This window comes from Nodosilinea sp. LEGE 06152 (assembly GCF_015207525.1).
Taxonomy (GTDB): Bacteria; Cyanobacteriota; Cyanobacteriia; order Phormidesmidales; family Phormidesmidaceae; genus Nodosilinea.
The window spans coordinates 1-23,859 of record NZ_JADEWR010000025.1 but is presented as its reverse complement, the minus strand read 5'-3'; the positions used below and the strand labels follow the sequence as shown (position 1 = coordinate 23,859).

The following is a 23,859-nucleotide window of genomic DNA, read 5'->3' as shown; positions in this document are numbered from 1 at the left end:
AAAGTCATTATGCTAGTTAAAGATATTTTCGCCGAAGACATTACTCGAAATATTGCGCCGGTCGTCTACTTTCACGAGCAAGACCCTTCCAAGGTGCAAGCTGAGGTATCTGAGTACATCATTACAGGGGGGTATCCTGAGAAAGATCTGCGTGCTACCCGTGTGAAAGTAGGCATTCATGAGCAGTTTGTTAAATTACTCAAAGGGCTAACCGAAGAACTACGTCGAACTAGTGGTTCAGAGCTTCCGGCCTGCTGGATATCTGGCTTTTACGGCTCAGGTAAATCGAGCTTTGCTAAGCTTTTAGGCCTGGCCCTAGATGGTTTGGTATTGCCTGATGGCCGATTGTTAGCAGAGGCCTTGCTAGCCCGCGACGACTCACCTAATGCGCAAGAGTTTCGGGAGGCCTGGGGCCAGTTGACCTCACAAATTGAGCCCATATCTGTTGTGTTTGACGTGGGCACAGCTGCACGAGATAACGAACATGTTCACTCTGTGGTTCAGCGTGAATTACAAAAACGGTTGGGGTATTGCCCCACTGATCATAATGTCGCTAACTATGAGTTAAGCCTGGAAATTGAAGGGCAATGGGATAACTTCTTGGCTTGCGTTGCCAAAACTCATGCGCAGCCTTGGGATGTATTGAAACACAGCCCCATGGCAGACGAATATTTTTCAGAAGTCATGCATAAAATGAACCCTACTCGTTACACCAACCCAATGAGTTGGTTCGATAGTCGAGCTGGCGCAAAAACAGGGGTGGGAACCTCGGTCGACGAGACGACCAAAGGTATCACCAGTATGTTAAACCTGCGAGCGAAGGGGAAAACCTTATTCGTCGTGGTAGACGAAGTTAGCCAGTATGTCTACCAAAACTCAAGCCGAACGCTAGGGCTGCAATCGTTTGTATCTGACATAGGGAAAAAGCTTAAAGGGCAGGTTTGGCTGTTAGCTACAGGCCAGCAAAAACTAGAAGATAGCGATGACGAGAGCAACATTGGCAAACTAAAAGACCGATTTCCTCAGAAGTTAAGGGCTCATTTAGCCCCTACTAATATTCGTGATGTGGTGCATCGGCGGCTCTTAAAAAAAGACCCCAGCAAAGAGGCTGAACTGAGGGAAAAATTTCAGCAGCACCGCCCTAATCTCAAGCTATACGGCTACAAATGTGACAGCATTACCGAAGATGACTTTATTGAAACCTACCCAATGCTGCCGGGTTACGTTGATTTGCTCATGCAAATCACAACCAGTTTGCGCACCCGGTCTAACAAGGCTAAGGGCGATGATCACGCCATTCGAGGATTGCTTCAGCTACTGGGTGAACTCTTTCGGGAGCAAAATCTAGGCGAACAGGCTCTGGGTGAGCTGATTACCATCGAGCATATTTACGAAGTGCAGCAGTCGGCCTTGGATGTTGATGTGCAGAACACTTTGGCCCGACTGTTTAACCATGAAGAGGTTGTTACAGACGAGGTTGCTATGCGGGTGGCCAAGGCTGTAGCACTGCTAGAGCTAATTCAAGAACAGTTTGCGCCGACCACCTCAGAATTAGTGAGCCAGTGTTTGTATGAACGTCTAGGGGCAGGAAGTCAAAATGCGGAGGTTTCAGCCGCTTTGGAGAAACTGCGCAGCTTGAATTTGCTGTCTTATTCCGAAAAGCTGGGCTATAAAATTCAGAGTTCTGCGGGGCAAGAGTGGCAGCGAGAGCGAGATAACTACGGGGTTATTTCCGACGCTCTGAGCGAACTGGTAGGAGAAAAATTGAAAGAACTCTTGGGGTCGGTGGAGCGCCCTCGCTATAAGGGGAGTTCTTTTCGGTGGACGGCCCTTTATAGCGATGGGCGACAACGGCAGGATGAGCGGTTGCTGCCGACAAATGAGTTAGCAGTGATTACCGTTGATTTTCGCAATTTAAAGACCCAAGAGGAGCGTAGCGAACAGACCTGGGTTCAGGCTAGCGATACGGTTTCCCTGAGAAATCGGCTGATATGGGTTGTCGATAGGCCCGATCGCATTGATGGTCTGCTGCGAGAGTTGGCCCGATCGCGCCACATCATTGATAAATACCAAGACCGAGGGTCGGCGGGGCTATCTCGGGAAAAGCAACGGTTGTTGATTGATGAGCAGACCCGTCGCGACACGCTCGAAGGTCAGGTTAAACAGGAGGTTGAGCGAGTCTTTATGGAGGGCGCGATTTATTTTCGTGGCCGCCCGTTCGATAAATCTCAGTTTGGCTCGACCTTTACCACTGTACTTGAGCGCATTGGCGAGAGTGTGCTCCCCGATATCTATGACCAATACGTTAATCTGGCGATTGAGCCTAGGGAATTAAAGCAGCTGCTGCAAAAAACGCTCAGCGGCCCCTCTAGCAAATTTATGCCCGATGGCCTGGGGATTTTAGAGCTAGATGCCGGTAAGTACGTGCCCAGCTGTAGTGGCGCGGTGCCCTCTCGCCTGGAGCAATACATCACCGCGCAGACGGGAGTTGCTGGGGGGCCGCTGCTCAGTCATTTTGGTGGGCCACCCTTTGGCTACTCAGCCGATATGGTACGAGCCTGTCTCGCGGGGTTGCTCAGGGCCAAAAAGATTCGGATTCGGCCCGAGTCGGGGCAAGAGATTACCTCCATTCAAGACCCGGATGTGGAGAACCTGTTTACCCGCGATCGCGACCTGCGCCGGGCCGAAATTTTGCCCCATGGTGACCGGGGCATCACCATGCGCGACAAGGTAGCTATTCAGCAATTTTTCAAAGATTTTCTGGGACTTGACCTCGACCGCGAGGAAGAAGCCTTTACAGATGCCGCCTTTGACCACTTCCCAGCAAAGAACCAGCGCCTGAGAGAACTAGAACAGCGCTACAATCGCCTGCCCGATCGCCCCGATCTGCCACCCAAACTGCTCAAGCTGCGAACGGCCTTAGAAAATTGTCAGCGATCGCGCCAGATTGAAGACACTGTACTCGCCCTCAAAAAGAATCTGGACGTGCTGCGCGATGGTTTGGAAGCGCTCAACTCTTCCCTAACTGACCTGACCGATGAGGCGGTCACCGCCGTAGCCAAGGCCGCTTCGGTACGCGATCATCAGGTGGCCCAGCTGCGCGACATTGGCGAAACCGCAGCTGTAGAGGCCAGTATCGCCGTGCTAGAAGAGCGTCTGAAGAATGACCGCCCCTGGCGAGACATTAGCAGCTTAGAGCCGCACGTCATCGCCATCGAAACCCATTACAAAACTCTACGACTGAGCCTAATCCAAGAGCAGGAGCAGCAGGCCGAGATCATTCGCCAGCGGCTAAAGCAGCGCCAGGGCTTTTTTAAGCTCAGCGAAGACAAGGCCAGTATGGTGTTAAGCCCCGTGGGGCAGGCGGTGTTCGATACCACCCAGGAGGCGATCGCGCCACCGCTCTTGGCTCTGCGCGACACCGTTGCCCAGCAGCTACAAAGAGCCGAGCAAACCGCTCACATTAAGCTAGATAGTGCCTTGTCAACGGTGACCGAAGAGCAGGTGATTCAGCTGCCGGTCAATTTGGCGGGCAAGGAGGTGAGAACCCCTGAAGAAGCTAGAGCCCTGGTGCAACAGCTGGAGGAACGGCTACTCAACCAGCTAGCGGGCAAGCCCAAGGTTTGCGTGCGCCTAGTTTACGAACAGGAAAAGTATAGTGAAATGCCTTAGTTGCTTGAACCGCTATTCTTCCTCCATCCCATTTTGTCTCTGTGCCCATTTCAATGTCCCAGTTAACCTCCGACGCCAAGATCAAGCTATCTGCCACCATTCGTCGTCTACGGAGCGGCCTGCTGGAGGCACTCCACAACGGTGTAGAGAGTACGTATCGTCTATCGCTGTCCGTCGACAAGGCCGGGCTAGCGCAAGAGCACTTGATCAAGCGGCAGCGGCTAGAGCAATGGCTTGAAGAGCAGGTGCGGGCCGAGACTGGCGGAAATGCCACTAAGGCCTGGCAGCGGCATCGGCAATCGGCAGAGAAGCTGGCGGCGGCTACCCTGCTGAACCGGCTGGTGGTGATCAAGCAGATGGAGGCTATGGGGCTGATTCGGCCCATGGTGGTGACGGGAGGCTGGCAGAGTAAGGGATACCGAGAGTTTCGTGAGTCGGCCCCTGACCTGTGCCGCGACGAAACCGAGGGGTTTGGCACCCTGCTGAAGTTGATGTATGACGAACTGGCGTTAGAAATGCCGGGGTTGTTTGGCAAGGTGGGCATTACGTCGCTGATTCCCATTCCGCCCAGTGCGTTGCGTCTGGTGGTGGAAGCGCTAGATGCTCCGGCTTTGGCCGCCGCTTGGCAAGACGACACTACCCTGGGCTGGGTGTACCAATACTGGAATGACCCCGAGCGGGAAGCCTTAGACGCCAAGCTCAACAAGGGCGGCAAGGTAGAACCCCACGAAATTGCCAGCAAAACCCAGATGTTTACTGAGCGCTATATGGTGGAGTGGCTGTTGCACAACAGTCTGGGGCAGCAGTGGCTCGCTATTTGCCACCAAAATGGCTGGGTACCAGAGGTTGAAGCCGATGGCACCTTAACTCGCCTAGAAGAGCGGCGCAAAATCTGGAGAGAGAAGCGAGAACGGGGCGAGGTGGCGCTGGATGAACTCATGCCCACCGAAACAGAGCAGGAAGAGCGATGGAAATATTGGGTGCCGCAACCCGCCTTGGCTCCCCTCTCCCAGAGCGGAAAAGGGGCTGGGGGTGAGGGCAAAGCTAGCATTCGCGACCTGAAAACCTTTGACCCAGCCTGTGGGTCGGGTCACTTTTTGGTTATTGCCTTTGGCCTACTCTTTGCTTTTTACCAAGAAGAGGCTCGGCACCGAGGCGTAGGCTGGAGCGACCAAGAAATTGTTGAAGCCATTGCAGAAAATAACCTGCACGGGTTAGACCTTGACCCTCGGGCGGTGCAGATCGCGGCGGCGGCGCTTTATCTCAAGGCCAAGGCGCTGTGCCCTAAGGCCAAACTCAAGGTGGTTAACCTGGTGGCCTCAAACTTAAACCTGGCGGCTCTACCAGAAAATGACCCCGCATTGGTAGAACTGCGGCACGAGGTCACCCTGGCGACGGGCATTCCAGAAGAGCTGACCAACCGCATTGTGCATGGGTTAAAGGGGGCCGATACCTGGGGCAGCTTGCTAAAGGTTGATAAGGCGGTAGACGATGCCATTCGAGACTATGGCAGGGGGCTGTGGCGACAGCGGCAAACCAGCGCGTTTGATGCAGACTACAAAGCTGTTCCCGATGACCCCAATGGGAGCGCAAAAATTAACCTTGCAGGGCTTACGGCAGATGAACAGCAGCAGCTAAAAGAGTCTCTACAAGAAAGGATAGAGAAATTTTTGGCTCAGCACACTCGTAGCGATGATTTGGGCCTGCGGTTGCGGGGTGAGCAGCTTGCCGCTGGGGTGCGATTTTTGCGACTGGTGCGAGAGGGCAGCTATGACCTTGTGATTGGTAACCCGCCCTACCAGGGCACGAGCAAAATGCAGGATGCTCGGTATGTAGCGGTTCACTATCCCTTAGCTAAGGCAGACCTGTATGCGGCTTTTTTACAGCGGGGGTTAGAACTAGCTAAACTGGGTGGGCTTTCGGCTTTACTAACCATGCGGAACTGGATGTTTATCAACCAGTTTTCCAACATTAGGGAATTTTTGATTGATATCTATGATTTACGGATACTAGGAGATATCGATAGGGGGGGGTTTGAGGATATACCTGATGAAGTAGTGTCTACGGTGATGAGCGTTTTTCGACGTGCAGACCCGACTGAGGAACCCAGCATTGCCACGCAGCCAACTCCGTTAGATGATAATACCAGGGATAACCAACGCACTAACCGAAAACGTGCTGCTATGTTGGCCCAGGTAGGGCGCTATGAGTTTCAAACCCAGCACCTGAATATTATTAAGAAAAAACCTTTCGTCTACTGGTGGAACAAAAGCTCTCTCGTGAGCTATGCCGAATCTACCAAGATTGAAAGTGATTCTCCTGCCCGGAAAGGAATCAATACGGGTGACAACCTAAGGTTCTTAAGGCATCCATTTGAAGTAGATTTAAGCTCGACCTCATGCACCAGATTCTTCAAGAAAAGCCAGTCAGAATACCAGTTCTTTTATACTTGGCATCCTTATATCAAGGGAGCAGCAGGAAAAAAATGGTTTGAGGATCTTCAATGGATCGTCAACTGGAAGAATTCAGGTCTTGAGATCAAGATTTTGGCAACCACAGGGCTGGGAGCGAATATTCGTAACGAGAGTTATTTTTTTAGACCAGGTGTCGCATTTTCAATGATCGGATCTGGTTTCTCTGGAAGATTGCATCGCTATCCAAGTGTTATTGATGGCAAAGGATCTTCTATCTATTCTGATCAGCCAAATAATACTGTTTGTTTACTTAATTCAAAAGTAAGTAAGCAAGTAATGGCTTCATTAAACCCTGGCATTGGGTTTGAGATTGGCGATGTAAACCGCCTCCCCCTATTTCCCATCGAATCTGCTGATGAAATCCTCGCTCAGCTTGATCGTGCTTTCACCGAACACGAAGCCGCCCGCGAAACCTCTGTTGAGTTTAAGCAGCCGGGGCCATCGTGCTGGGCCTATGCCCAAGACTGGGCACAGCGGGCCGTTGATCGCGAGTCTGGCGAGCCTTTGCCAGAGTGGCAACCCGTTTACGTGCCCCCCTCTGCCCAAAGTTGGGTTTCCTATGCTGTTGGGGTAGCGTTAGGACGGTTTCCATTAAACTCACTGTCTTCACCCCCAGCCCCTACCCATGCTACGGAGCCGGAGCCGGAGAGTGAGGCCTTGCCCCATGGCATTCTCTACCTCTCTGCCTACTCCGGCAGCCGCACAGACTCCATCGATAGCCTCAATCATCCCGCCGCCCAGCCCATCCACGCCGCCTGGGCTAAGTATGGCGGTGCGATCGCCAGGGGCAAAACCCTGCACGACTGGTTGCGGCTCAACTTCTTTCCAGACGTGCATCTCAAGCTGTACGGCACCAAAGACGCTAAACGCCCCATTTACTTTCCCCTCTCTTCGGCTAACAAAAACTTTGTCGCCTTCATCAACATTCACCGCTGGTCTACCAACACTTTGCAAACCCTGCTCGCCGACTACCTCCTGCAAGACCTGCGCAACCTTGAAGGTGAAACCGCCGACCTGCTCGACAGCATTGGCCAAGGCGACAGCAAACAGCAGTCTAAAACTGAAGAGCGCCGCACCCTAGTGCAGGCCCTCTACACCGAGCTGCAAACCTTTGTTGATCGAGTGCGGCAGTGTGCCGAGCAAGGCCCACCCGCTGCCCACCCCAGCGACCCTCTCCGCCAAGCCAATGCCCCCTTCTCGATGGATCTCGACGACGGGGTGATGATCAACAGCGCTGCCCTCTGGCCCCTGCTAGAGCCCCAGTGGAGCAAGCCCAAAGCCTGGTGGTCAGAACTCTGCAAGGCCGAAGGCAAAAAAGACTACGACTGGTCACACCTAGCCGCCTGCTACTTTCCAGCGCGGGTAGACGAGAAATGCCAGATCGATCCCTCTCTCGCCGTGGCCCATGGAGTCTTTTGGAAATACCACACCGCCAAAGCCTACGAGTGGGAACTGCGCCTACAAGACGAAATTGGCCCTGACTGTACCATTGACGAAGACGGCTCAAACGACCTGCGCCAAGCCTTTGAGGCCGACCACCCCGACCAAGTCACCGCCCTCAAAGAAAAAGAAGCCAAGCGCCGAGAGCGAAAATATAAAAAGCAAGCCGAAGGCCAGCTTGCGCTCTCAATAGAGGAGGAGTAAGCCGATGCCAGCTCGCGATCTCTTCCACGATGCCGTAGTCCACGCCCTACAAAAAGATGGCTGGACAATTACCGACGATCCTTTAACGGTGCGCTATGGTCAGGATCGAGTCGCCATTGATTTGGGGGCAGAGAAGATACTGGCTGCTGTACGCGATCGCGAAAAAATAGCCGTCGAAATCAAAAGCTTTCTGGGTGAATCAGAACTATTTGACTACCATGCCGCCCTGGGTCAATTCCTCAATTATCGCTTAGCTCTCCAGGGCACCGAACCCGACCGCATTCTCTATCTTGCCGTTCCCAAAGAAACCTATAAGTCATTGTTTAGTCGTGATTTAGCTGAAGCTTCAGTCCAGCAATATCAGGTCAAACTACTTATCTACGATCCAGAAGAGGAGGTAATCGTACAATGGCGACCCTAGACACCTACAGTCAATATATTCAAACCCTGTTAACCAAGTACGGTGAGCAAGCTAAAGCAGCAGATGCCACCGTTGAGACTCAGCTCGTTTTTGATACCATGCACCATCACTACCAGCTGTTAGAAATTGGCTGGGCCGAGCACGAGCGAATTTACAACTGTATCTTGCATCTCGATATCAAAAACAACAAAATATGGATTCAACGCAATACGACCGATGTCCGTATTGCCGAGGAGCTAGTTGAGATGGGAGTGCCTAAGTCTGACATTGTGCTAGGGTTACAGGCTCCTTACAAGCGCCCCTACACTGACTACGGCGTCGCTTAATCCCTTATTTCTTTCTCCCTCGCAGCCATCAATAGCAATAAGAGGCAAACCCGGTGATTCCAACCTTTTTACAAACCTTTAATCACTTTAAGTTTTCCCCCTTTCAAACTACCCCCGAAGAACTCAACCGCTAATGACTCAGCTTGGCCCTATTACCCAACTTCTCGAAGAAGAAGTTAAAGAAAAACTGCGTCAGCGGGGTATTGTCGTTTGGCTTGATCGGCAGGGCCACTACAGCGACTACGTCAATCAGCTGGTAGAGCGCCATGAGGCAGAAGATTTTTTTGCCCCTGTGGTGCCCTTTCGCGGCAGCTTTCTAGAGATGTTGCTAGCCCTCGAAGCCCACGGCAACGGCCTCGACCAAGAAGCGCTGTTGATTCATGTGCCGGGTCACACCACCACTACCATTCGTCAAACCCCTCTGTTAGAGCTATACCGGGCAGGCCACTGCTTTCTTAAAGGGTTTGATTCCCTGGTGAGAGAGGCCGCCGTTGGCAAGGTTAGCCCAGCAGCGGTAGAAGCGTACCTCGATACTGGCGTCACCGACCTGGCAGCGGCTGAGGCCTGGCTCCAGGCCGAGACGGCCCAGCCCCAAGACGGCATCTCTAGCTTGCTGACCAGCCGCAGCCTAGAATCTCTGCTCGATGGCCTGCTGGGCCTAGAGGGCATGATTGCCGACGCTAGTAAGCTAAAGTCTCTGGTACAAACCGAGGCCGACCTAGACAGCCTGATCCAGCATCTCAACCGTCATACCGGCATTGACGACGCCTTTCTCACTCAGTTTCAAGGGGACGCGGTCAAGACCTTTCAAGACTTTGCCGAGGGCTTTACAGCATGGCTACTGACTGTTGAATACGTCAACGACCTCACCCGGTTGCCCGAGCTAGACTACCTCAAACCCCTGCGCCAGCTAGCCGCTAACCTCAAAAAAACCTGTGGTCACTTGATCGATCATTTGCGCGATCGCCACCCCGATACCTACGCCACCCAAGCCAGTAATATTGAAAATCGCCTAGAGGCAGAACTGGCCGCTATCAGCCCCGAAGACTTTGGCAAAATTGATACCTTTCAGCGTGAAGAAACCGCTGTTCTAGAGGCTGCGGTGCAAGCGCTAATAGATGCCGATTGGAGCAAGGCCCTGGCCTGGGCAAAAATTCGGGTTCAAAACCCATCCTTTTGGGTCAAGCGCGATCGGTCTCGCCGTTTAGAGTGGCTACTCATCCATGACGCCGCTTCGCTGGGCTGTGCCATTGCTGCGGCCCACCCCCTCGACTCAGCCGACACCTTAACCGCCGCCCTAGACTGCTACACCCAGTCGGGCTACCAAGTAGATTTAGCCCATCGCCTCTTCGAGCAGCAGCGGCTCAAACTGCTAGAGCCCACCCTTGAACATTACGGGGCGCTTCAGGAAGTGGGCGATCGCCTACGCCAGCATTACCGCATGTGGGCCGATCAGCTTGCCCAAGGCTTTGCCACTATTTGCGAGTCTGAGGGGTTCTTGCCTGAGCCAAATCTTCAGCAGCGCACCCTCTACGACCAGGTGGTGCATCCGCTGGTGCAAACCAACCGCAAAGTAGCTTATTTCTTGATCGATGCCTTTCGGTACGAAATGGCTACGGAGCTTCTCCCCGACTTTGAAGGCCCCGGCACAACGGCGGTTTTAAAGGGGCGCTTTGCCGAGCTGCCCAGCATCACTGCCGTGGGTATGAATGTTTTGGCCCCGGTGAGTAAAGCGGGGCGGCTAACCCTGGCCGGGCGCAAAGGGTTTAGCGGGTTTAAAACCGGGGAATATACCGTCAAGTCGCCCGATGAGCGATTCCGGGCGATGCGTGAAAAAAGCGTAAGTACCCTCGGTGCCGATTCCCGATCGGCCTTCTACATTAACCTTACAGAGGTCAATAGCTGCTCTGCTGATAGCTTGAAACGAAAGGGCCTAGGGAAAGCCAATTTAGTTGTAGTTCACAGCCGGGAAATTGATGATGCCGGAGAGGCCAACGTGGGGCTGCCGACCTTTGAGACCTGGCTCAGGCAAATTAGAACCGCCTGGAGCCACCTAAAAAGCATTGGCTTTAATGAGTTTGTGTTTACCGCCGACCATGGGTTCTTGCTGCAAGATCTAACGACTAAACCGCAAACCTACGGCAGCATTCGCGACCCTGACCGGCGATACGTGTTAATGGCAGAGCCCCGCGCTGAGTCTGGCTCTGTTACCGTTTCCTTGTCAGCCTTGCAGTATGAGGGCCGGGCCGGGTACCTGCTATTTCGCCGCGATACTGCCCCGTTCAAGACAGGTATATCGGGGGCAACCTTTGTCCACGGCGGCAATAGCCTACAAGAGAGAGTCATCCCTGTGCTGACGGTATCCCATCGTCATAGTTCAGACTCTATCAAGCTCAAGTATCTCGTTGAGGTTAGAGCCGAACCCGAGTTACTGGGCTTCAGCCGTATGCAGCTGCGGGTAAAACCTGCCCCTGGGGTGCAACTTACCTTTATTGGGGTCAGAACCATTGGCCTATCTCTCCGGGTGAGCGATCGCCCAGACATTCAGCTCACCATCAAAGATGCGCCTAAGATCGAGGTCAAAAATCAGGTGCTTCAGGTGCCGGTAGAAAGCGACTGGGTTGAAGTTCTCTTTGACCTCAAGGGCCAACAAGCAGAGAAAGTCCCCATAGAGGTTTACCACCCCGATGGCACAGAAGATGTGGAACCCACTCTCACGGCTGAGCTTTTCAGGGTTGCTGGCACCCTAAAGCTCAAGGAAGACGATGCCGATCCTGCCGCCCCTAGTCTGGCTGGCCCCAACTTAGACTGGCAGGAGCGTTTTGAAGATGTCGGGCTGCGGCAGATTTTCATCCATATCCAACAACATGGATCCATAAATGAAGCAGAGCTGAACCAAATGCTGGGCTCTCCTCGGCAAGTTCGCCGCTTCTCTATGGAGTTTGAGGAGCACCTGAAGCTGGTGCCCTTCTCGGTAAGAATTGAGACTACCGCAAGCGGCAAACGTTACGTCAAACAGCAGTAGAGACTCTACTTAAGAAACTCACCATGGCAATTAGCGAACGCGATATCGACATTATTTTTGAGCGCCTGCGATCGGGTGTCGTGCCCGAGCGAGGTCTAGAAACCTTCGCCGTTGGGATTGATAAGCAGCGCACAGAAATTCAGCGGCAACTTCAGTTAGCGGCTAATGGAGAAGGCGCTTTCAAGTTTCTGAGAGGCGGTTATGGCTGCGGCAAAACCTTCATGTCTCGCCTGGCTGTTTTAGATGCCCAAGCCCAAGGTTTTGCCACCAGCTTTGTTGTGGTGTCTGATAATGACTTACATTTCTACAAATTCGACGATGTTTACCGCAAGGTAGTCCAAGAATTAGGAACTAGCTCCTGCCCCAGGGGTGCCCTCAGCGACATCATTGACCGCTGGATTGCCCGCGTCGAAGATGCTCTAATTGCTGGGGGAGCTGATGAAAATAGCGATGGTTTTGATGCCCTAGTGCAGCAGCGCATGGAAGAAGAGCTGGCCTCTTTGACCGGAGGCAAAGCCCCCGAAGATATGGCCAGAGTGCTGCGAGCCGTCTTTACTCTTAAGCAAAAAGGCGAGATTGTTGAGGCAAGCGCTTTATTATCTTGGTTATCTGGGAGTGAAAATGTTGCCGCTAGCGCTAAAAAGGTAGCAGGCATTAAAGGGGATATTGGTAGCCGAGAAGCCTTAGATTACCTGCAAGGCATTTTAGAAATTACCAAGGCCGCTGGCTATAAAGGGCTAGTCATCGTGATCGACGAGGCTGAGACTATTCTGCGGATGCGGCAAGACGTGCGCGGTAAGTCTCTGAATGGTATTCGTCAAATTTGTGATGCTGCCGATCGCTACAAAGGACTGCTATGGCTGTTCACTGGCACCCCAGAATTCTTTGATGCTAACCGAGGAGTTGCCGGGCTACAGCCCCTCCACGACCGTATTAAGTTTGAACGTGTTAGCGGCTTTGCTAATCCTCGCCAGCCACAACTTGAACTTAAACCCTTTGATGCTCAGCGGCTAAAAGAAGTAGCTGTCAAGCTGCGGGGTCTGTTTCCGACCTCAGACCCAACCGACCTGATCGACAAGGTCAGTACCGACTTTATTGAGCGGCTAGTCGATAAGGTTACCACTGGCTTTAAGGGAGATGTTGGCGTTGTTCCACGGCAGTTTTTGCGCCAGTTCGTCAACATTCTGGATCTGGCCCACGAGTACGATGAATTTGACCCCATGGCCGCAGAGGGCTTTGAGATCAACGACCTCACCTTTGAAGAAGAACGCATTCAGAAGGGTTTGCCACCCTACGATGAAGAGCCTGAAGACATTGCCGGATATGCCCCTGTCGAGTTCTAGCGCCTGAGTTTTTCTATGGCCTCTGCTTTTGCACGATTTCCACCCCGGCTTCAGGAAGCGATTGTGTCTCGACTAGGCTGGACGGGGCTACGACCGGTGCAAGAGCTGGCCAGCCATGCCCTCCTCGATGGCAAGAATGCCGTCATTCTGGCTCCCACCGCTGGGGGCAAAACCGAAGCTTCCATGTTCCCCATGCTGTCGATGCTAATGGAGCGGGAACCAGAGGGGGTTGGCATAATTTACATTGCGCCCATTAAGGCGCTGCTGAATAACCAGGCGGAGCGGTTGGGGCTTTACACCGAAATGGTGGGCCTGCGCCGGTTCCTCTGGCATGGGGATGTCAAAGCGTCTGACAAGCGCAAGTTCATTAAAGAGCCTGCGGCATTGCTGATGACCACTCCCGAGTCTCTGGAGGTAATGCTGCTGTCATCTCGGGTGCCCCACGCCAAGCTGTTTGCTGACCTGAGAGCCGTGGTGATTGATGAAGTCCACGCCTTAGCTGGTTCTGATCGGGGGACGCACCTGCTGTCAGTGCTGGAGCGGATCGCCCGACACACCCCTAACGACATTCAGCGGGTGGGTCTCAGCGCCACGGTCGGCAACCCAGATGAGATTTTGGCCTGGCTCCAGGGCACCTCCCAGCGAGCGGGTTGTGTGGTTGACCCACCCAATCAGCCATCGCCTAAGGATCTGCGGGTTTACCTGCGGGACACGACTATGGCGATCGCTCAGGAGGCCAGCCGTAAAGCCGCTGGCAACAAAAGCCTGTTCTTTTGCGAAAGCCGCTCCCTAGCCGAAGACATTGCCGAACGACTCCGCAACCGGGGCACCGACGTGTTTGTCCACCACAGCTCCGTTTCCTTAGAGGAGCGCGATGCTGCCGAAGAGCTGTTCCACCGGGGCACCAACGCCAGCATCGTCTGCACCTCTACCCTAGAGCTGGGCATTGACGTGGGCGACCTCGATCTGGTGTTTCAGGCCAATGCGCCCTCTACGGTATCCTCCTTTCTGCAACGCATGGGGCGCACTGGGCGGCGAGACGGGCAGCGGGCCAATACCACCTTCTTTTGTGAGGATTTGGAACCGGCCTTGCAGGCGATCGCCATTATCGAACTCGCCCGCCAAGGCTGGGTCGAGTCCATCCGAGTCACCCATCGGGCCTGGCCAGTGATGGTGCACCAACTCCTAGCCCTTACCCTCCAGTTTGGAGCTATCAGCCCTGAACGCTGCTGGGAGCAGCTGTCTGTGGTGCCCGACTTTTCTGGTATTACCCCAGACGAGTTTGATACACTCATCGCCCACATGCTGCGGGAGGGCTACCTGTTTGAGGCAGGTGGATTGCTGTCGATGGGCGATAAGGCCGAACGGGTTTTTGGCCGTAAGAATTTCATGGAGCTGTACGCCGTTTTCAGCAGCCCGGTGCTGTACAAGGTCAAGACCAAGGCGGGCTATGTGATCGGTTCGCTAGAACAGGCGTTTGTAGACAAGCTGGTCGAACAAATGAGTTCCTTTCTGCTGGGAGGGCGCGCCTGGACGGTGCAACACATCAACCACAGCGATCGCGCCATCCTAGTCGAGCCTGCCCCCCGAGGCAAAAAGCCCACCTGGGGCGGGTTTATCCCTCAGCTGTTGGGCTACGAGCTGTGCCAGCAGATCGCCACTGTTCTCAAAGGCAACGAACCCCTGCCCTACATCGACGAGCCTACCCAGGCTGCCCTAGATGCGGCCAGAGATGACCTTGGGGCACAACTTCAAAAGGCCAGTGGACAGTGCATCCAATACGAGCCAGATCGCGCCCTATGGTGGACGTTTGCCGGAGGGCAGATTAACCACACCCTCAAGTATGGGTTGCAGTACGGCCACGATTGGAAGATCGTCGCCGATAACTTTCGCCTCAAAATCGAAGGCGACAGCGTTGGCCCAGCCACCCTAGGGCTGGCGCTCAGAGAAATGCGTACTCAGGCATTCTGGGATACCCCGCCCCTACAGGGGTTCATCCTGGCAGAGTTACCCGAGTACCGCTTGAGCAAATTTCAGCAGGCGCTGCCCGACCAATTTGCCCTAGAAATGGTGCGGAATTATTTGCTAGATATTTCAGCTGCTGTCGTTTTCTTGTAAATGAATTGCTACAACCTTTATGCGGCAAGGGTATAGACAATTGAACCCTAACGCTCAAAAGTGCTTTTCAATCAAGGGTTTCAGCTAATCATCACCGATTAGCAGAGCAGTGCCCTTTATAGGCAATCGCCGGGTGCGGGTCAAAAGCCTGTACGTGCCGTGCCCTTGGTGCTCGCAGCTTCGCCTCATGGGCTTCCCGGCCTGCCGCTAATATCTCCTAAATTAATCTCTGTCAACCTGCGGAATGGCGGATGTGAATAGACTTCTGTCGATTAAAAGTTGATTCGAAAAGTTTATTTCTGAGAGGTTCTAATTCAAAGTTTTCTAAGTAGGCATCCACACAATGTCATTGGGGTAGTTCTTATGGTTTACCAAGAGCATGTATGGGCCGGTAGCTATCGAGTCCAGCAGCTAAATGCAAAGGAGCGGGAAGAATTGTGGCACCTAGGTAGTGTATTAGCCCATAAAGTCGTAAACATTGAACAAAACTTGCCCAATCACTAAAGCGATCATTCTCTTGTAATGTCAGGTTCAGAAATATGCCACGAGGGTTGTACCCTTGAGCATGAGGTTTTGGCTTCCTAGGCTTTCCAGCATTTTTCCCTCTCGTTTGAAACATTGGTAGCAGCTTACTTTCCTGCAAGATTCCACCACTTCGTGAATCAGGGCGTTGATTACTGAGGTAATAGTGCCCACACTCATCTCCCTGCGAAGGAGGATAAAATACCCCTTCTGTATGACCAGCCAATTCACCGTGCTTATTAAGTGCTCGATATAGAGGAACTTGCGAAGTGGCAGGAGTAATAACTGATGCAACTCGAATGTGAGGATATTTCCGAAGCGGAATGGAAACTGACTCGTCCCCAGTATTAAAGGTAAGGGTATGCTTTTGCCATTGCTTCTTTTGTAAGAAGTCTAATCCTCTTGTATGCAAATTTGCAGCATCAAAACAGAATAAGGTGGGTTGCTTTGCCTCTTGAAACAAGTTGTTAAATACCCACGCCTGAATAGCAGCTTTGTTTAACTTAATAGGTTGAAATGTTTTTCCTGTACACATATGGACTTGGAAAGAATGAAAATCTAACCAATCACTGTGTCCATAAGCTTTAGCTGTAACTCCTTCTTTGCTTATACATACTGCAACAGGAAGATATTCCGTTTTTTCACCAAGGTAAAACGGAATTAAATAAATTCCTACACTTGCAACATGAGTTGGAAAATTTTCAGCGGTGAAACTTGGATACACATAAGTACCCACCATCGATAAACCAGTTAGCAGCGTGTTCTCAACTCGATAAGAAAAATTGCTTTTGAGAGATGGAGTTTTGAAAGGTTTATCCTCTGATTCATCTGACTTCTCATTCTCGCGACGGGTTATTTCTTCATTCAACGCTTCTAAATCTAGGAAATCTTCAGCGTCATCTTTCGCTTTCGGCTCAAAGTGATCAGTAACACTACCTAATGCCGCTAAGGCAGGTCGGAAGCAAGGCTTTGGGTCTTTCTTCGAATCCTGCCAAAACATCTCCTTAGGCAGAATCTCGATTAGGGTAAGTGTTTTCTGATTTGGGGGAGAGGCGGGGAGAATTTGTTGAAACTTTCGAATTCTATTGCTGCACTCATTTCTCCAAGATGTGCCAGATAATTCTGCCCCTAAAATACCCAGATCATAGATTTCCACATCTGTGATGCCGTACTTCTTAGCCAACGGAACAATTAAATCCTTGGACTCTTGGCTCTGCGCTAGTAAAACTAGTCTCAAATTAGGCGGAATATAGAATGGAGGAGCAGTTGTCACGGAAGTAAAGTGGGATTTCACAAATTCCTCAATTTTGCTGTAAGCAGAGCTTACCTGCCTTAAAACCTTATCATTGGAACACCGAGGATACGGCTCTAGTAAGGAAAATTCTGCCCCTAAAATTTGCTGAAATCGCTCGATGCAAGCTTGTTGAAACATCACAATATCAACGGGAAAGAACCCAGGATTTACATTGTGAGAAGTTGACATCTGATTGTTATAAACAGTCGCCCATGCAAGCTCACTGTTTTTGTAAGGGCTTGCAATTACATCTTCCACAGCGAAGCGATTTTGGTACTTAAGTTCTTGCAAAAGACGAATTAAATTATTCTCAAACTCAATCCCCCTTTCCTTGCCTGCATACCGGAGCTTACAAGCGGCAAATTGAGTTGCACCTATAGGCTTGATACAGACACTAGTTGAAGAAGGAAGATAACCCAATGGCCAACTTACCCAGCGCCTAATACCAGCATCACAAATTAGATAAGGAAAACCGCCTGTATCATAGTGCAACGCAAATTTTAGCCGATATGAGTAGTAGTGAACAACTTCTTCCTGTTGATTGCTACCCTTCCTTTTACGAGGGCGTTTAACTGGAATAGGAGGCCAGCTAATTGCTTCGTCAATTCCCTCTCCCTCTAAAGCACTTGGGTAGAAGATAACTTCCTCAGAAACATTTCCAGTTGAGGGATTAATCAAAGAAAATGAACCAGATGCAACAGCAGAAGCACAAAGATAGGGAAACAAACTATAAAATAGGTTATCAATTTCTAACTTACCGTCTACAATCTTCCAAACTGGATCAGGTATAGAAACCTGCTCAAACCGAAGATCATCACCAGAAATCGCCTGAATCTGAGCAACGTCTTCATCCGTCAGAAAGTTGGAATTTTCAAATGAAATTCTAAGCCATGTTTTAATTACTTCAGCAATTTTTTGAGTGGAAACCTTGTTGGTTTTGCAATAAAGCCAGTTTACGCTACGACCCAGTTTGAACGCTCCTTTTTGAAAGAAAAGGATGTCCTCAAACAATAGTTGGATGACAGGATTCAATGACTCAACAGGAGGTAGAACATAAGTCTTTCCCAACTTATGTTTTTGCAACCGATTAAATAGTTCCTTCCATTTCTGAGGAACTGTAATAGCATACAAACTGAATGGTAAAACCAACCGATTTGGTACTGTTAGTGCCATCAATTGAATCTGTTTATAAGCCATCAATTTTCTCCAAAGCACGATAGAAAGGGGCGTAAAGTGACCGAACTAACGCTAAATCACGAGCGTTATAGCTAGTTTTGGTCTTTGACAAATAGGGACGAAGGACGTATTCAAAGCCTTTCAACAACGATTCTTGAGCTGTTTCAGGCTTGCCAAGTGCAAGATTAGGTGCCCAAGCAGCATCAATAAACCGAATTAGAGTCGGTTGATTTCCGCGAATGGTGCGGGCGATCGCTTGCCAAGTGAGCACCATTTGGGTCCAAATTAGTCCTTCCCTAATCTCCTTGGTCATTCCGCGATTTGAATACCGCAAGACTGTGTCAAGATTCTTTAGAAAGATGCTATAACCCTCACTACGCCAGGATTCACACGCATCTCGTAGACCTTTTTCACGTTCTTCCAAGATCGCTTTTCTTTCCTCGCAAAGCGCCAAGCGGAATTTATAATCGAGGTCATCCGAAGCAGGATGGGGGCGTACTAAAAAGTAAGCACCTCCAAAAGCACTTAACCCTTGATCGTTCAAAATATTCTTACCTCTACCGATCGCTGCAATTGGTGCAATCAAAATGGCTCGATTCGTGTTGGCAAAATTCTCAATGTTGCCACGGGCAATCAACGATTCATCCACATCTTCCAAAGGTGAGCGAGCAGTCAAAGCTGCAACACGATGGTTCCAATCTCGACTCGTATCAAGCGTTAGTACGGCATTATGAACGAATTCAACCTGTTTATAACTGTTGACGTACCAAATGAGACGTTGGCGACCTGATGGCAGGGTATCAAAATCTCGTTGTAAAATATCCGTTTGTCGTAGCAGAGATCGTACGACCTGCAATAAAGAATCTTCTTTATCTTCAACTCCAGAAACGCGCACTGCCTTTCCATCAGGCCAGTAGCACGGAGAGAAATAGAAGTTGCTTTGTGAGACTGCTTCTATAGCTTGATGCTCTTTAGGACGTAACAGGTAATCAACTGGTAGGTCAACGTTGTAGATAGGACTTTCCCCGGCCCAGCTTGTGCCGCTTAGTAGCAAAGCATGAGCACCTTGAGTGCCTTCATCAGCAAACACTTGAGAAAAGTTTTCCAGCAGCCAGCGTCCTTGCCCAAGAGCCTGAAAATACCAAAGTGTTAGCTGGTCTTGTTGTTGTTCAAGCTTAAACCCACATACTAAGCCTGACGCCAACCCTGGAGTTAATCCATAAAAGTCACGAGGAATTCGGTTAAAGAACACAATTTCATCAGCACCATATGTCTGTTCTGTAAGTCCATAGGCAGTGTTTACGGACTGTTGAAAGAATGAGACAAAAAGTACCAGCTTTAGAAATAGAGCAAATCGACAACTGAAACCCCACTTATCCTCAACTGCTTTCAGCCAACCCCTTTGTATGAGTTCTTTCTCAATGCTTGCGATTGTTGTCTGTTGCTCTTGCCAATTCTCATGTGCCAACCGCATCGCATACTCAGCTAACCAAGAGCTTTTCCAATCTCCCAACAGAAACTCAGCTAACTCCTGATAAACAGCATTCTTATCCAGGATAAAGGTATTTGCATCTGTATCAATTCCTTCGGCTTTGGCAATCTCTAGAACAAAACTCCTTGCTAAGAATGAGCAGGTAAAAAACTTCTCTGCTAACCACTCACTTTCATTGGGTGAAACTTGTAACTGAGTGCAGATGTTATCAACCAGTGCATCAGCGTTTTGCAACGCATGATTGAATTGTCCAAAAACAATCTGCCGCAAATCACTCCTAGAATTGCGAAGTTTTTGAGATCGAGTCCAAGTTACAACCTGATCGAGAAATCCATTACTACCACGGGCAATCAGTTTGATTGCTGGAAGAAATGTTGAATCTAAATTAGCCTGAATTTTATCGCACTCATCGAAGAAAACCACGTTGCACGTGCGATACATCAATTCATAATAGGTAATTGACTGTGGGCTGACGTGAGGTAGTGGTCGCGTAAATATAGCAGCAGCCGTTGTCGTCAGGATAATGTCGGCGTTGGCAAGCTGATTGACATCTCGATGCCTAGGACATTGTCCAACTAAAGGGCAAATCCGTTCTCCCTCTTTATCCTTGTTATTACCCTCTTCTTCCTCAATTTTCTTGAGATTAAAGCATGGAGGTGAGGAGGGTACAGAAGGTTGGAAGTACTGGCTTAGTGGGCAGGCTGTAGATAAATGTTCAAAGCCATCTAACCCTCCATCAACACTGTGCCAGTTTTCTAAATGCGATTTACGGTTTCGCTGTCCCATCACAACGGAAACTCGTAACCCAACTTTTTTAAGCAAACTTGCCATTCTGAGACAAGTTACAACCTCACTCAGAACAATACCAACCCGATATCCTTTTTGTACTACTGCAACCGTCAATATTTCCATCAGGGTTGATTTACCTGCATTCAGGAGTCCAACCATGTGTCTAACACCGTCAAACACAATCTCATCCGTTGATGCAAAGCCCATCCCCTGAAAGTTCTCAAAGATGATATTGTTCAGCCGATTAATGTAATTGCTACCGCAGCATTTATCCAGAAGCTGTGCAGCATCCTGCATTTCCTTTCGCGTTACAGAGATAGACTTAACATTCTCCCGATGGAGTGATATCCCATTCCCTTGACACATGGGCAGTTCTTGCGGGATTTTAACGCTATATGTGTTTTCCTCAAACCTGAATCGATATTCCTGTCCAGGTTCAGCATATTGAACCACCCGGCTGCGATATCTCAGCTTATTTCCTAATAGATCCTCAAAGCGCTCAAAACGATTACCCCAAATTGAGGGCATTGGTTTCCTAGAGAATCGATAGGCATCATCAAGTTCATAAGCTCGAAACTTTGACGGAATTTGTCGGTAGACCCGCACCAACTGCTCTGCAATATCCTCGTTCGTAATATAAGGGAGCAGCTGCCTTAAGTTGAATAGGGTTCGTTTTGCTTCGGTGGTATCCAATAATGAATTTAACGTGGGAAACAGATAGAACCGGCTAGAAATCAGTAGCCATGCAGAAGTTGCTGTATCCAACTCATCCTGTAATCCCAATTTCTCAACCGCAAACAAGCAAAGCTCCACATCCAAGAGCGCTTCAATATGATCTTTCGGTAAATTGGCTTGTTTACGTAATGTTTGTGCGGCTGATGATCGCCAACTTCTAGTCTCTCTCATGCTTCACCTTCCTTTCCCGGTCGGATCTTTGAGTCGATTCTGCGGTTTGGAGACTAAGCTTCTTCTTTGCTAAAGCAAAAACAGCGTCGTCAAACATTGGCTTGATATTTTGCCATCGCCATCGGGACTTCAATTCTTTGAGATAGGCAGGACGGTCACGCTTCCGCTCATTAGGAATGATGATATAACCAAGATCCCAGGTTGGGCTGGGGGGAAGTAGTTTATCACCTAAATGCTTCACTAATAAATAGGGGTTGGAATAATCTTTTAAGTCGATTGCCCAAACCTCGCCATCTGGAAATGTGACCCGTAAGTCATAGCAATCACAAGATGGGTAAAGCTCAACTTCAAGGCCCAATTCCACAAACCTCTCGTAGAGACGAACTTCCGCGCGTCCTGGGTAGAACCAGAAACGTTCAATTCCCCGCCTAAGCTTCAAAATAGATGAGTCTAGCTTGACTTTTCGTTTTAGCCTGCGCCCCGATGGACATCGGTTACAATCCGGATTCGCAATAACTTGCTCATAAGCTACAGCTGTCAGAGCATGACAGTATGGGCAAGCATAGAAATTTCCTTGCCATTGGTGACAACTAGGCGCAGGCTCATAACACTCCTCTAATAAATCAGCTAATCCCACTCCAAGTCCAAATAACCCTTTTGCCTCCACAAACTCTTGCTCAGTGAGAACAGGATGCTCAATGATGAATCTTCGGAATTTGGCGTAGAGTTGCACCCCCTGAGAGTGAGACTGACAACGCTGGAGTAAGGTAGATGCAATCCTGGACTGCTCCTGAGAAAACACACTCCCGCCGAAGGCTTCCGCCAGCTCAATCGTGATCTCGGTTGGCTCTCCAAAAAACAGCAGTGTGTTTTCTACGTCAATTTCAGCATCAACTTCTACATTCCACTCGCTGAAGGGTTTTTCACACCATTGCTCATAAAAGTCTGGGAGGCTACACGGTGCCTGTTCTGGTTCCTCACCTAGAAGGAAACTTAGGACCACTTTGTCGTACCCCAATTGCAGGCTTTGAGGATACGGGTAAAGCTGCCCCCGGCGTTGAGCAACTTGAATTAGCCCAGCAGAAATTTGTTCAAGAGCGGGCATCTCTACCTTCACCACTAGTTACTACCTCAAAAATCTGAATTTTTATAGTAGTAACTATAGCTCACAAATTTAAAACTGCAAAGCTCTCAGAGGGATAGAGCATGGGGTGTTTGAATTTGGGCTGAACGTGGTTGAGTCGATGCCCTTTGTCTGCTTTCGAGTGTTTGAGGTTGTAGGCGCGAAAGGCTTTGGTCAACCACCGCAGGGGAAAGTGGTACTGCCCTGGCATGAATGCCCCTTCCACCTAGCCCGCTTTCACCCCGAGGCTCTCCCCCACTTTGACGACTTCAGGACTACCCCCGAGACCCGTCTAGGCATCAGCGTCATTTTGACCGAGTGGCCCGAGATGACCGTCAAAGCCCTGCGGTTTTTTACCGTGTCGCCCTTCTTCACCCAGAAGCTGATCGAGGCGCTGCTGACCACCGCCGCCGCCTATACCTTTGAAGGGTATGAGGAGGGAGTAAAGCGAGTCTTTCAGAGCTACCCGACCAATGCGATCGGTGAGGGTTCGCGGGTGCGCTGCAAGTCTGGGGATTGACGACTCATCGATCCAGAGAAGCTATGACAGATTGGGTATTCAGCAGTGAGTTCGACCTAGAAGAGTTCATTTGGGCGAGATTAGAGCCATTATTCAACCTCAAGCCCCTGGCCCGTCAGTACATCATCAAGGGCCAAATCTGCGACATCCTGTCCACCACCCCAGAACAGCAGCTCGTTGTTCTCGAATGGGCTATCGACCACAGTTTGAGTCAGTTGCAGATCTGGTTGCATTGGCTCTAGCGGAATGGAGGCAGTTGGCAGGAGAGTAGACCTTTACCTGTGCCTACTGTGCTGGAAAGCTAAACATTTGCACGGCATAGATTTCAGTCCCTAGGGCATTAGCCACGATGCCATAGCCAAAGGAGGTGTAGTGCTGTGTTAGCAGATTCTCTCGATGGCCAGGACTGTACATCCACCCCTTCTGATATTCCTCGACCAGGCCAAAGGAGAGGGCTACTGGCACTCCCCCCTTTTGCTGCATGATGTTTTCCCCGGCCCCAACGTTGCTACCCGTAGCCATGAAGCGGTCAGAGGGGTCAAGACCCTCGGGGTTAACGTGGTCGTAGAACTGACGCTTGAGCATGTCCTCTGCGTGTTCCTGAGCCACCTGAGAGAGTAATGGATCTTCTACGAGGGGCGGTAGGCCATTCACCTGGCGATCGCGATTCACCAACTCTAGGGCCAGGGCTCTGAGTTCCGGCAACTCCTGATTACCTAGGCGAAAGTTCCATTGAGTCTGAGGTTAACCGATCGCCCAGCCAGGGCCACCCGCACCATTGTTTTGGGAAAATAGCTGGTTGAGTTGGACTAGGGCATAACTACCAAACACCAGGGCCGAGAGAACCACAGCCCAGTGAGGATTAGAGGAGGGATGTCGAAGCTTATCCCTCTTCTGTCACTTCAAGCGGAGGAAAAGAGTTGCTTTGATTGGAGCTGTTGAACCAGTGGGCAGTAAAACTGATTCATGCGCTCGGTGAGTAATTCAAACCCCGTTGCTAATTGAGAATTGGGA

General features: G+C 50.5%; 13 protein-coding genes. 8 read left to right on the top strand and 5 right to left on the bottom strand.

The features are described 5' to 3' along the window. Window positions 1-9 precede the first annotated feature (9 nt). The 7 genes from brxC to IQ265_RS24890 all read left to right on the top strand — a co-directional run bounded on the left by brxC (window position 10) and on the right by IQ265_RS24890 (window position 15,023). On the top strand, window positions 10-3,672 hold the full coding sequence (gene brxC / locus IQ265_RS24920) for a BREX system P-loop protein BrxC (RefSeq protein ID WP_194058630.1): 3,663 nt from the start codon (window positions 10-12) through the stop codon (window positions 3,670-3,672). Between the two features lie 53 nt (window positions 3,673-3,725). Then, on the top strand, window positions 3,726-7,790 hold the full coding sequence (pglX, locus tag IQ265_RS24915) for a BREX-6 system adenine-specific DNA-methyltransferase PglX (RefSeq protein WP_194058629.1): 4,065 nt from the start codon (window positions 3,726-3,728) through the stop codon (window positions 7,788-7,790). A 4-nt stretch (window positions 7,791-7,794) separates the two neighbouring features. Next, window positions 7,795-8,211: a XisH family protein gene (locus IQ265_RS24910; protein ID WP_194058628.1), complete on the top strand. Its 417-nt coding sequence runs from the start codon at window positions 7,795-7,797 to the stop codon at window positions 8,209-8,211. Continuing rightward, window positions 8,199-8,537, top strand: coding sequence for a XisI protein (locus tag IQ265_RS24905; protein WP_194058626.1), 339 nt, complete (start codon window positions 8,199-8,201; stop codon window positions 8,535-8,537). The genes IQ265_RS24910 and IQ265_RS24905 overlap by 13 nt, the downstream gene beginning before the upstream one ends. A gap of 133 nt (window positions 8,538-8,670) precedes the next feature. Continuing rightward, the gene (gene pglZ, locus IQ265_RS24900; protein WP_194058624.1) at window positions 8,671-11,562 is read left to right on the top strand and encodes a BREX-6 system phosphatase PglZ; all 2,892 of its coding nucleotides are present in this window, start codon (window positions 8,671-8,673) and stop codon (window positions 11,560-11,562) included. Window positions 11,563-11,585: 23 nt separating this feature from the next. After that, window positions 11,586-12,905, top strand: a complete 1,320-nt coding sequence (gene brxD / locus IQ265_RS24895) for a BREX system ATP-binding protein BrxD (RefSeq protein WP_194058622.1) — start codon at window positions 11,586-11,588, stop codon at window positions 12,903-12,905. A gap of 15 nt (window positions 12,906-12,920) precedes the next feature. Further along, the gene (locus IQ265_RS24890; RefSeq protein ID WP_194058620.1) at window positions 12,921-15,023 is read left to right on the top strand and encodes a DEAD/DEAH box helicase; all 2,103 of its coding nucleotides are present in this window, start codon (window positions 12,921-12,923) and stop codon (window positions 15,021-15,023) included. A 361-nt stretch (window positions 15,024-15,384) separates the two neighbouring features. Here IQ265_RS24890 and IQ265_RS24885 read toward each other — a convergent pair whose 3' ends face one another. The 3 genes from IQ265_RS24885 to IQ265_RS24875 are packed head-to-tail and all read right to left on the bottom strand — an operon-like array spanning window position 15,385 to window position 22,307. Then, window positions 15,385-18,036 carry a DUF3962 domain-containing protein gene (locus IQ265_RS24885; RefSeq protein WP_194058617.1) on the bottom strand — a complete coding sequence of 884 codons (2,652 nt, stop codon included), beginning with the start codon at window positions 18,034-18,036 and terminating at the stop codon, window positions 15,385-15,387. Then, a complete protein-coding gene (locus IQ265_RS24880) occupies window positions 18,026-21,202 on the bottom strand; it encodes a hypothetical protein (RefSeq protein WP_194058615.1) in 3,177 nt (1,058 codons plus the stop codon). Before IQ265_RS24880 ends, IQ265_RS24885 begins: the two co-directional genes overlap by 11 nt. Further along, the gene (locus IQ265_RS24875) at window positions 21,189-22,307 is read right to left on the bottom strand and encodes a hypothetical protein (protein WP_194058613.1); all 1,119 of its coding nucleotides are present in this window, start codon (window positions 22,305-22,307) and stop codon (window positions 21,189-21,191) included. Before IQ265_RS24875 ends, IQ265_RS24880 begins: the two co-directional genes overlap by 14 nt. A 106-nt stretch (window positions 22,308-22,413) precedes the next feature. On the opposite strand from IQ265_RS24875, the gene IQ265_RS24870 reads away from it, so the two are divergent. Further along, window positions 22,414-22,845: a hypothetical protein gene (locus IQ265_RS24870; RefSeq protein WP_194058612.1), complete on the top strand. Its 432-nt coding sequence runs from the start codon at window positions 22,414-22,416 to the stop codon at window positions 22,843-22,845. A gap of 89 nt (window positions 22,846-22,934) precedes the next feature. Here IQ265_RS24870 and IQ265_RS24865 read toward each other — a convergent pair whose 3' ends face one another. Next, window positions 22,935-23,078 (bottom strand): hypothetical protein, encoded by a 144-nt coding sequence (locus tag IQ265_RS24865; RefSeq protein WP_194058610.1) that lies wholly within the window; start codon window positions 23,076-23,078, stop codon window positions 22,935-22,937. 52 nt (window positions 23,079-23,130) lie between these two features. Continuing rightward, window positions 23,131-23,550 (bottom strand): CAP domain-containing protein, encoded by a 420-nt coding sequence (locus IQ265_RS24860; RefSeq protein ID WP_228038441.1) that lies wholly within the window; start codon window positions 23,548-23,550, stop codon window positions 23,131-23,133. Window positions 23,551-23,859: the final 309 nt, after the last annotated feature.